The following is a 10,271-nucleotide window of genomic DNA, read 5'->3' as shown; positions in this document are numbered from 1 at the left end:
GGCCCGGATTTACGGGCCTCTTTCACTTCTTTTCGGAAGCGTGCGTTTTGGCGTAGTCGAGGTTCCAGGATGGCCTGGCATCAAAACCGCCGCCCAGTGCCAGATGGAGGTCGACCCTGTTGGCGAGACGCCGGTTGGCGATGTTGACACGGGTGATGCCTGCGTCGATCCATTTGCTCTGGGCCGTCAGCACGTCGATGATGGTCCCCTCCCCGATTTCGTAGGTCTCCACCGTCATATCGTAGGCGGTTTTGTACTCTCTTTCCGTCGTCATCAGAAAGTCATAACGCTCTTTGAGCTGCTTCTCCTGCGCTAACGCGTTTTCGACTTCACGGAAGGCTCGCAGCACGACACTCCGGTAATTGGCGATGGCCGCTTTCTGATCCGCCGTAGCGGCGGCAATCAGGGCATCGATCCGCCCTGCGTCGTAAACCGGCATGAAGAGATTGCCGATCAGTTTGGCGACAGTATCGTAGACATGGTCGTAGCCCATGTCGAAACGCAGAGTGATATTGGGAAGTTTCAGAAGCTCGGTCGCCTTTTCGTTGTGAAACGCCGCAGCGACACGGTAGCGTGCCGCTACCAGATCAGGCCGGCGGTTGAGCAGATCGGCGGGAATGCCGGATGCCGGAAGCTCGGGCGGCATCTTCGTCAGACCTTTCGGTTCGATCGCGTTGGCGGGATAGCGTCCCACAAGCGTTTCGAGACTGCGCGTATCGACCTGCTGCATCGTTTCGAAATTTTTGAGCATCTGTTTCGATTCGGCCGCCATAGCCGTCACCAGATGGACATCACGCTTCGTTCCTGCACCGATCTCCTCACGCTCTTTGGCCACATAAAGCGCTTTCTCCTGGATCTTTACGATTTCGCGCATGAAGTCGTAGAGCATTTTGTCGCGGTTGAGGGCGAACCACGCTTTGGCGGTCGTGGCAGCCAGCGACTGGCGGGCCCAGGCAAAGTCTGCGGCGACAGATTTCATGACCTCTTCGTCGGCCCTGTTGAGTGTCGTCAGGCGTCCCCAGATATCCGGTTCCCACGCGACAGATCCCACCAGGTATCCTTTATCCCGTGTCGTGTAGTCGAAATCGGTGAAATTTCCGCGAATGTTCAAATGAGGATAGAGACCCGATCTGCTCAGGCGCATGAGTGCAGCGGCCTTTTCGACCCTTGCAGCCGAAACTCTCAGGTCGGGATTGTTTTTCTGCGCCTCGTCGACCAGCGTCATCAGTGTTTCGTCACCGAAACTCTCCAGCCATGCATTGGAGACATTGCCTTCGATATGGTCGGCCACGAAACTGCTATTGGTCGCAGCCGTTTCGCTTTTCAACGATGCCGTCGCCTCTTTGAAACTCGCCGCCTCATAGGCACAGCCACTCATCAACATCCCCACCGTCACAGCCGATATCACACTCTTGCCAACCGGAAGATTCATCCCTTCTCCTTCACTTTTTTAATACCAACCGTACATAACTTTCGCCCATTTCCCCACACCAAAGCTCCGATCCATTTCGAAAGTTCAGAGAATGGAGAGAATGAACCCTTCTCTCCATAAAACGGGCTTGATCCATGTTTGCACGTCAACTTCTAGTGGAACCTCAGGAAATGCGACCAGGTAATCATTCGCAGCAGAATGCGACGGACGATGGAGATATGGGACCAGTATCCTTCGCTCGCTCCATAGACAGCGACTTCCGCATCGACCCCCATCGGCAGACCGATCTGCGAAAGATTCTCATCCAATTCGATGATCGCAGGGATGAGACCCTGGGGAAGCTGGCGATTGAAAGAGACCATATCCTGAGTCGGTTTCAATTCACCTTCCGCCAGGGCCGGCAGCACTTTCACCACATGTCCTTGAAACGTCATGCCCGGATAGGCCGGAAAGACCACTTCCGCCTCATCCCCTTCATGAATGTTGCTGGAAGGTTCCGGTGGAAAACCGGCGATCAGCGTCGCGGTGTCGGCGTTGACGAAGGTCATCATCGGCTGGATCGGAAAGGGAACCGCCATCTGCCCCGGACGTACACGGATATGGGTCACGTAGCCGTCCGAAGGTGCCCGGACGGTACAGCTTTGCAGATCGAACATCGCATCGACCAGCTGCGCTTTGGCCTGGGCCACCTGCCTGCGGTACTCTTCGATGTCGAATTTCGACCCGCCCGCCCGTTTGCGAAGTTTAATCACATCTTTTAACCGCTTTTCCGCGAAGGTCAGCTGGGCTTTGATCTCATCCACTTTCGCGCGATAGGGTGTTTCGTCGATTTTGAAAAGAACCTCACCCTTTTTGATGGGGACATTGGGCTTGACGGGTACTTCGGTTACGAGACCCCGAACATTGGGGAGAATCGGCGTCGTGATATAGAAAACCCTCGCCTGTCTGGAGGCGGGATGGTAATAGGCCATCCCCATCAAAATATGGCCGATCAAAACCACACCACCCAATACAGCCGTTGTCAGCGACCATTTGTTGACAGGAATTTTAAAAATTTTGAAGATGGCCCAGCAGAGTGCCACATAGGTCAACAGCATCAAGGTTTCCATCAGGCCACCTCCCCTTTCGTCTCACATTTGACCTTTTCGAGCTCCTTTTCCAGCTCATTGATCTTCTCTTTGAGCTCGGAAATCGCCTTAAGCTCACCTTTGAGTTCCTCCGTGGGTTCGACAGCTACCTTCTCGACGCCCCACCCCTCTTTCGGATTGTAAAGATAGGCCCAGATCCACAGAAAGGGCCAGATGGTATGCATCAGGAAGAGACTGACCCATCCGGCAGCATGAATCGCCTCCCGGTGGGGATGATTCCGCTTTTTCGCGATCTCGTAGGGGATGTCGTGGATGTAGATGACAAGATAGACCAGAAAAATTGTGACCACGACGAAGATACCCAATGCGACGAAATCGAGTATACGCGGTTCGATATGCATGGTGATCCTTTGAACGATTTTTTTTGTTTGATTTGGTAGTTATATTATCAGAATTTATCGCACAGTCACCTTAAAATGGTTCTTTGAGACAGGTTCTAGGCAATTCACGGGAGAAAAATTTTTCAAAATGCTCTTCCAAAATCGACAACACTCTTCTAAACTGACAAAAACATCAGGAGGTTACCATGAAATGTACGACATTGGAGTGTAAAAGGGTTGCGAAAAGTATCCATAACATGCCAAAACAGATATTGGAAAAACAGCTGATCAAATGCAACAAATGTTTTTTCGAATATGATCCGGTTACCCGATATGCAGAGCGTCCTCTCCCCTACCAGACCAGGAATGCGATAGGATCACTCTACGCTTTCACATATATGCATGAAAGAAAAAATTGAATCTATTTCTGAAAGGATGGGTTTTAGTACTGACTGGAAACCGGCTATAATACACCAAAAAGGAGAGATGTGAGCGGCACATTGCGAAAAAATATCCGTCCGGGCTTGCATGTGGGGATCGTGATGAAAGAGGACCAGTCCACGGGCTATCTCACCTACGGCATCGTACAGCAGATTCTGACCCGTTCTCCCCGCCACCCCCACGGCATCAAGGTACGTCTCACCACCGGAGAGGTGGGTCGGGTCAAGGAGATCGTGAAGGGATGAAAATTCTCATCGACGGCGACGCCTTTCCCAATCTTCTCAAACCCATCGTTTCCCGCGCCGTCGCGCGCCTGAAGATCCCTGCCATCGTCGTCGCCAACAAAAAAATAGATATCGGCGGCTCCATGCCGATCCGCTACGAAATCGTCGAAGCGGGCGCCGACCGGGCGGACCATAGAATCGTGGAGCTGACGGAGCCGGGTGATCTGGTCATCACCGCCGACATTCCCCTCGCCGACCGCATCGTCGAACGAAACGCCCACGCCCTCGACCACCGGGGTACGCTCTACACCCGGGACAATATCAAACAGTATCTGGCCATGCGCAATCTGATGGATGAGATCCGCTCCACAGGAGAGACCACCGCCGGGCCCAAACCTTTCGGCCCCAAAGACGCCCACGCCTTCGCCAACGCGCTCAATGCTTTTCTTGCGAAACATGTTTCCAAAGAGCGACAATAGAAAACGGAAACACGATTTGAAAAAAAGCTAAAATATCTATGGATTTGAAAAAAAGTTGTTGGAAATTCGTTTCTGTCGTGGTTGGAAGATGGCGCGCCCGGCACGATTCGAACGTGCGACCGCTGGTACCGCAAACCAGTGCTCTATCCAGCTGAGCTACGAGCGCATCTCTTTGTGGACGGGAATTATACAAAAATATCTCTCATATTTCAAGGGTTTTTCGGAAAAAACATGAAAAACCGCACATATCCCTCCCTCGTTTCCCGTTGACCATTCATCCTCGGACACAATGTCTCCTCAAAAGACGCATCGGACCGAAGAGTGCATGGGCATCGGTATTGTGGATAAAGGTATGGTTATAGGGGTGTTCGAGCAGATGCTGGCGAAAGCGGGCGGCTTCGGGTATCTTTCGGATCGTCTTGGCGATACCGCCGAAGAGGATGAGTTCCGTTCCCTCGTCCAGACGCGATAGCAGTGTGCGGATGAAAGGCTGCCAGGCCCTGGCGTGGCGGGCGGACGATTTTTTATCCTCGAACACCAGGGCGGCGTTGAGCAGCAATACCCCGTTTCTTTCGAAATTTCTCCGCAGCTCGTCGATCGAGTCGATCAAACCGTTTTTGTCGATGGCGGCGATCGCCTCCTGTGAAAGATCGTCGGGCCTCAGGGCCCCTTCGGCCAGAAGCGCCATCTTGACGAAGTTGCGGAGGCTGGTGGCACGATTGACCGCTTTGGAGAGGCCGGTGGGCGAAAAGATGGTCTCGACCGCACCGTCGATAAAAGCGTGGCCCGTCGCCGACTCCGCTCTGGGATAGGGATCCTGCCCGAAGAGGATATAACGGACCTGCGGCTTGGGAAGGGTTTTGAAAGCGTTGAAGATACGCGGCTTTTGCGGCAGACAGTTTCCACGTTCCAGGAAATCACGATACTCGGGATCGAGAGTCTCGAAGGCGGCGAGAATATCCTCCCGCCATGTCGGATGGACCTCAAGCATGGATTTTGGAAAACTTCAACACAAGTTCCACTTCACCTTTTCCGAGGCGAAGCTGTTTGGCGATCGTCTCGCTGTCGAGCCCCTGGGCGTGCAGCTGCAGGATCTTCTGCTCGTCGGGGGCCGAATGCTCCGTGGCGAAAGTCACCTGGCGCACCTTTCCGTCGAGCTTCTCCACACGCTCCTGAAGTTCGGTGTGGATCGCGTCGATCTGTTCCTGGATATGCTGCATCTGCAGGAGCAGGGGCCGGAGCTTTTTTTCGACGAGATGCTCGGAGCCCTCTCCGCTCTCCTGGCGATGCTCCAGCTCCAGACGCATCAGCTCCTCCCTGAAGCTCTTCTTCAGACGGTCGATCTCTTTGGAGAGTTTGAAAATCTCCTGGTTGAGGGCATCGATACCCGCTTCCATCATCGCCATTTTGCGGGAAGTCTCACGGTCCTTGACGGCGATATAGATCACCATGATCAGCATGACGGCCGCCAGCATGGCGATCATGAGTACTGTTTCATTCACCTTTTCTGCCTTTCATCTCCCGGATCATGACACGCTCTCTGGCCACGACATATCCGCTCCACTCCTTTTCGTCCCGTTCGTGCAGCCGGACGATCTTCGCCAGCCGTTCGTCCACGGCGTCGAACCAGACGCCCATGTCCCGTTTCGGGAAAAGGGGCATCGTGATACGCCCGTAATAGCGCGCACCCGGTTCGAGTATCGGCTCCTTGAGACGGAAATGTTCGAAGCCGATCGATTCGATCGGTATGTGATGGGCCAGCTCGATCCGCTCCGGTTCCTCGTTCTTGACGATCTGGGTCAGCAGATCGACTTTGCGATGCAGCTCGATCATCAGATGCAAAAGCACGGGATCGGTCTCTTTCGTCTCGCCACGCGCCTTGGCGATCTTGAGCCACTGGCCGATCGGATCCTCGTCCGTTTCGTTCAGCTTCTGAAATTCACGCTCGAACGCCTCCCTGTCGTTTTCCGCCTTTTCGAAGGCGATCTCCAGCGGAGCCGGAACCAGTCGTACCTTTTCGCTCATGCCGCCATCCTGTCCGCGACGATCAGGAACAGATAGATGAAGCCGAGGTAGCCGTTGACGGTAAAGAAGGCCCTGTCGATTTTGGAAAAATCCCTGCCGACGATCCTGTGTTCGTAGGCGAGCATCCCGGCCGCGACGACGACGGCGAGCCAGGCGAAAAAGCCGAGCCCCGCCGTAGCGGTGAAAAAGGCCCAGAAGAGAACGGCCACGGCGTGGAAGATACGGGCCAGAAACATCGTGCACGCACTGCCGTAGCGCGAAGGAATCGAAAAGAGCCCCTGCTCCCTGTCGAACTCGATATCCTGCAGGGAGTAGAGCAGATCGAAGCCCGCCACCCAGAACATGACGCCCACGGCGAGCATCACCGACCACATCGGGATCGCCCCCTCCACCGCCACGGCACCTGCGATGGGAGCGAGTCCCAGGGAGAGTCCGAGCACCAGGTGGGCCATTTCGGAGAAGCGTTTGAACCACGAATAGCCTCCCAGAATCAGAAGAATGGGAAAAGAGAGTGCAAACGCGAGGTCGTTGATGACCCAGGCCGTCGCGACGAAGATCAGGGCGTTGAGAAGGATCAAAATCCGCATATGTGTCGGCGAAAACCGTCCGTCGACACTGGGCCGCGTCTTCGTGCGGGGGTTGAGTATGTCGATATCCCGATCCAGGTAGCGGTTGACCAGCATCGCGAAGTTGCGGGCACTGACGGCGGCGAGCACACCCAGAAGCAGAAGTCTCCAGCCGAACCATCCGTCGGCGGAGACGATCATGGCGATGAAGATGAAAGGGAGCGAAAAGACCGAGTGCTGAAACATGATCAGCTCGTTGAAATCCCGGTACCATTTGAGTATCTTCACAGCTCCCCTTTCTCTTCGGTCATCGACGACCCGATGCCCGATTTTGTCCCGATTTTATCATATAATAGCTTTATGAAAACAGTCGCCATACTCGGCCCCACCGCTTCGGGGAAAACCGATCTCGCCCTCGATCTCGCCAGAGAACACGATGCGGCGATCCTCTCTCTCGATTCTCTCGCGATCTACAGGGAGATCGACATCGCATCGGCCAAACCGACTCTCCGGGAGCGGGGAGCCATTCCACATTTCGGCATCGATCTGCTCTTTCCCGACGAACATTTCAGTGTCGGGACATTCATCGGACTCTACCGCGAAGCGGCCGGTTACTGCCGCGAAAGAGAGAAACATCTCATCATCGTAGGCGGCACGGGATTCTATCTCAAAGCGCTGATGGAGGGCATTTCCGAAATACCGGAGATTTCCGACACCGTGAAATCGACCGTCAAAAAGATACTCATCGACCCTCAGGAAGCCTACGAAAAGATCCGCCGCATCGATCCGGACTACGCCGAAAAGATCAAAGAAGGGGATAGGTACCGTATCGAAAAGGCCCTGCAGCTTCACTACGAAACGGGTCTTACACCCTCACGCTATTTCGCCGAGCATCCGCCGGTTCCCATCGTCACCGAACTGCCGCTTTTCGAAATAGAGACCAACAAAACGGATCTGAACGAAAGGATCGAAAAGCGGACGGCGCAGATGATCGACCGGGGACTCGTCGATGAAGTGGCACGTCTGGAGAAAAAGTATGGCAGGGCACCAAACCCGATGAAGGCGATCGGCATCGTCGAAGTACTCGACTACTTCGACGGAAAACTCTCTTTCGAAGAGATGAGAGAGAAGATCGTGATCCACACCCGACAGCTCGCCAAACGGCAGCGGACCTTCAACACGACCCAGTTTCCCGAGCACCCGAAAGGTTCGGCTGAAGCCATCAAAAACTCTATCTCAGAGATTTTCGAGGGTTAGCGCCTCTTCGCAGAGCTTTTTCCATGCACCGCCTCTGCGCATCTGCGCACACGCTTTGAAATTCTCCACGGCCCGCCTGTCGTCACCGACGAGCCTGTAGAGCAGTGCCGTCTCGTACCGCCACCTGGCGGCCCTTTCACCCTTGAGATCCAGCTCTCGCATCGATTCGGCAATCTTCAGCGCCTCTTTGTAGGCCTTCTGGGCCTTGAGCAGGCGCATCAGCTCGAATTCGGCCCAGGGCGAATAGGGATGGCTCTTCTTGCTGTTTTGCAGATCGATCAACCGCTTCAGCAGCCATACCCTCTGCAGCTCGTCCTGCTCCCGTTTCGCGGCCTCGTATCCCATGCGGTAGATCTCCGCCAGACGCATATCTGTGCCATATCGCTTCGCCATCTCCCTGATCAGTTTCATCTCCTCGGCATAGCGTCCCAGTGCATGAAGCGCCTTGACTTCGTACCACTGGAGTGAAGGGCATTTTTTCAGCGGTCTTTTCACAAGCGTCCTGAGCTCCTCTGCCGCGTCCAGCGCCTTCTTGTAAGACTCTCTCAAAACATGGACGTTGGCGGCCCGACAGAGCCACTCGGCCCGCTCATCTACCGGTCTGTCATGCAGATGCCGCTCCACGATCTTCAGCGCTTTTTGATACTCCGCATAGATCACGTAGCATTCATAGAGGAACACGTCATACTTTTCGGGCGGTGTCACACCATACTTTTCGACCATGGTGATGGCTCTTTTGCACTCCTTCTCCTCCACCGCCTTTCTGAAAGCCTCCCATGCCGCCTCCTTCAACGCCTCTTTCGCCATCTCCTTGGCTTTCGGATCGGCGATGGATTCGACGGCTTCTCCCAACAAGAGCGCTTCGTCATACTTTTTCTCGGCGACAAGCAGTTTCATTTTCGCCGCGAGTGCCTTGTCGGCGATCGGTGTATCTTTGTACTCTTTTATCAGCGTCTCGTATCTGGCGAGGGCTTCACTGCTGTTCGTGTCGTGACTGACGATGAAGAGTTCGTCGAGATTTTTCTTCGCTTTGTCGCTATAGGTTCCATAGGCGAACTCGTCGAGATACCTCCTGTACCATGCGATCGCCTCTTTGATATCCCCTTTCTCGTCGTACCACTCGGCGATTTCGAAAAGCACCTCCTCGTACATCTCGTCGAGTTTTTTCAGCTTTTTCAGAAGCGCTTTGTCGATTTCGATCGCCAGATCGTAGGCCTGTCTCGAAGCCAGTTGCCGGGCGATGGAGTGGGCATCCTCCTTCTCTTTGAGCAGGAATTCCCGGTTCTTTTCCCAGATTTTCGAAAGGTACTTGACCGCCTCCTTCGTCCTGCCCCTGTCAAGATAGCGAACTCCGAGTTTATAGGCCGCCAAAGAGGCGACATCGAGATCCCTGGCATTGTAGTAGGCATCCAGATAGAGCTTGGTCGCCTCTTTGACCTTGCCGTTGATATAGAGCTGATCGCCCAGATAGATCAGTCCGAGGTTCGCGTATTTGGTATCTTTGTGCTCGTGGATCAGACGGTTGAAAAAATAGTTGGCGTCACTGATGAAACCTGTCGCGCTGTAGACCCTGGCCAGAAGAAGAAGCACTTCGGGAAGATACTCGTCGGAAGCGTACCGTTTGATGTAGATCTTGCCCAGTTTGATGATTTCGTCGGCGTTCTCCTTCATGTTCTCCTGCACGAGGGCTTTGATCCTGTATCGAAGGAAATCGCTGGCGAAGATGGAGTGGGGATAGAGTTCCAGCGCTTCGCTCGCGAGATCGTAGGCCTTTTTGTACTTTTTGGCTTTGAAAGCCTCCTTGATTGCCATGAAGGTTTCGATATCACGGTTGTCCTTCATGAAGACCGGTTCACCGTTGATATCCACGGCTCCTATCGTAGGGATGGCATAACTTTTCAGATCCAGCGGAAACGCCAGCCCCTCGTCGTGTTTTTCGGCTCTGCCCAGATAGGGGGGCATCTCTTCGTATCCCACCACGATCCAGTGTCGGGACCTTTCACTCCTTTTTGCGGGCATGATCGGACGTTCATGCACCGGCGGAGGAAGAGGCTGGATGAAACTCCTCTTTCGCGGCACGACACGGAGACTGAAGCGTCCGGTTGCCGTTTTGAAATCGATTTTGAAAAATTCGCTTTTAACGGGTTTGAGACCGCTTTCGGGCATCTGGTCGAAATCGCACCGGTAGAGTGTCGGTTCGCCGCGCTCTCCGTAAAAGACACGACAGGTAAAAGGCGTCTCGTCCTGAATATGCAAAACGGCGAAAGGGGCGTTGTTTTCAATCCCTCTCTTCAGATCGATGGTAAGGGCGTGGAGCGAAACGTAGAGGAGTGGCAGAAAAAAAACGAGCCGAGTCACGAGAAGCGACTCCCGCTCCGT

Annotated in this window: 11 protein-coding genes and 1 tRNA gene; 3 read left to right on the top strand and 9 right to left on the bottom strand. The window is 54.2% G+C overall.

The features are described from left to right. Positions 1 to 22: 22 nt before the first annotated feature. From Q1K23_RS00265 to Q1K23_RS00255, 3 genes are all read right to left on the bottom strand, one after another. Complete coding sequence (locus Q1K23_RS00265) at positions 23 to 1,432, bottom strand: TolC family protein (protein WP_300360887.1); 1,410 nt, start codon at positions 1,430 to 1,432, stop codon at positions 23 to 25. Between the two features lie 152 nt (positions 1,433 to 1,584). Continuing rightward, the gene (locus Q1K23_RS00260) at positions 1,585 to 2,541 is read right to left on the bottom strand and encodes a biotin/lipoyl-binding protein (protein WP_300360885.1); all 957 of its coding nucleotides are present in this window, start codon (positions 2,539 to 2,541) and stop codon (positions 1,585 to 1,587) included. After that, positions 2,541 to 2,921, bottom strand: a complete 381-nt coding sequence (locus Q1K23_RS00255) for a DUF3302 domain-containing protein (RefSeq protein WP_300360882.1) — start codon at positions 2,919 to 2,921, stop codon at positions 2,541 to 2,543. Before Q1K23_RS00255 ends, Q1K23_RS00260 begins: the two co-directional genes overlap by 1 nt. 467 nt (positions 2,922 to 3,388) lie before the next feature. Here Q1K23_RS00255 and Q1K23_RS00250 point away from each other — a divergent pair, with 467 nt between their 5' ends. Together Q1K23_RS00250 and Q1K23_RS00245 are read left to right on the top strand one after the other, a co-directional pair. Next, a complete protein-coding gene (locus Q1K23_RS00250) occupies positions 3,389 to 3,586 on the top strand; it encodes a YwbE family protein (protein ID WP_300360879.1) in 198 nt (65 codons plus the stop codon). After that, positions 3,583 to 4,044 carry a YaiI/YqxD family protein gene (locus Q1K23_RS00245; RefSeq protein WP_300360876.1) on the top strand — a complete coding sequence of 154 codons (462 nt, stop codon included), beginning with the start codon at positions 3,583 to 3,585 and terminating at the stop codon, positions 4,042 to 4,044. The genes Q1K23_RS00250 and Q1K23_RS00245 overlap by 4 nt, the downstream gene beginning before the upstream one ends. 89 nt (positions 4,045 to 4,133) lie before the next feature. On the opposite strand, the gene Q1K23_RS00240 is transcribed toward Q1K23_RS00245, so the two are convergent. The 5 genes from Q1K23_RS00240 to mqnP form a co-directional block, all read right to left on the bottom strand. Next, positions 4,134 to 4,210, bottom strand: a tRNA-Arg gene (locus Q1K23_RS00240). A 108-nt stretch (positions 4,211 to 4,318) separates the two neighbouring features. After that, positions 4,319 to 5,035 carry a uracil-DNA glycosylase gene (locus tag Q1K23_RS00235; protein WP_300360874.1) on the bottom strand — a complete coding sequence of 239 codons (717 nt, stop codon included), beginning with the start codon at positions 5,033 to 5,035 and terminating at the stop codon, positions 4,319 to 4,321. Next, positions 5,028 to 5,546 (bottom strand): hypothetical protein, encoded by a 519-nt coding sequence (locus Q1K23_RS00230; RefSeq protein WP_300360871.1) that lies wholly within the window; start codon positions 5,544 to 5,546, stop codon positions 5,028 to 5,030. Before Q1K23_RS00230 ends, Q1K23_RS00235 begins: the two co-directional genes overlap by 8 nt. Continuing rightward, positions 5,539 to 6,069, bottom strand: a complete 531-nt coding sequence (locus Q1K23_RS00225) for a hypothetical protein (RefSeq protein ID WP_300360868.1) — start codon at positions 6,067 to 6,069, stop codon at positions 5,539 to 5,541. The genes Q1K23_RS00230 and Q1K23_RS00225 overlap by 8 nt, the downstream gene beginning before the upstream one ends. Further along, complete coding sequence (gene mqnP, locus Q1K23_RS00220; RefSeq protein WP_300360889.1) at positions 6,066 to 6,917, bottom strand: menaquinone biosynthesis prenyltransferase MqnP; 852 nt, start codon at positions 6,915 to 6,917, stop codon at positions 6,066 to 6,068. Before mqnP ends, Q1K23_RS00225 begins: the two co-directional genes overlap by 4 nt. Before the next feature lie 78 nt (positions 6,918 to 6,995). On the opposite strand from mqnP, the gene miaA reads away from it, so the two are divergent. After that, the gene (gene miaA / locus Q1K23_RS00215) at positions 6,996 to 7,892 is read left to right on the top strand and encodes a tRNA (adenosine(37)-N6)-dimethylallyltransferase MiaA (RefSeq protein ID WP_300360865.1); all 897 of its coding nucleotides are present in this window, start codon (positions 6,996 to 6,998) and stop codon (positions 7,890 to 7,892) included. On the opposite strand, the gene Q1K23_RS00210 is transcribed toward miaA, so the two are convergent. After that, on the bottom strand, positions 7,872 to 10,250 hold the full coding sequence (locus Q1K23_RS00210) for a hypothetical protein (RefSeq protein WP_300360863.1): 2,379 nt from the start codon (positions 10,248 to 10,250) through the stop codon (positions 7,872 to 7,874). The genes miaA and Q1K23_RS00210 overlap by 21 nt on opposite strands. Positions 10,251 to 10,271 lie beyond the last annotated feature (21 nt).

Source organism: Hydrogenimonas sp. (genome assembly GCF_029933015.1).
GTDB lineage: Bacteria > Campylobacterota > Campylobacteria > Campylobacterales > Hydrogenimonadaceae > Hydrogenimonas.
Note: the sequence above shows the minus strand (reverse complement) of the source record. Positions and strands in the feature narration are given on the sequence as shown.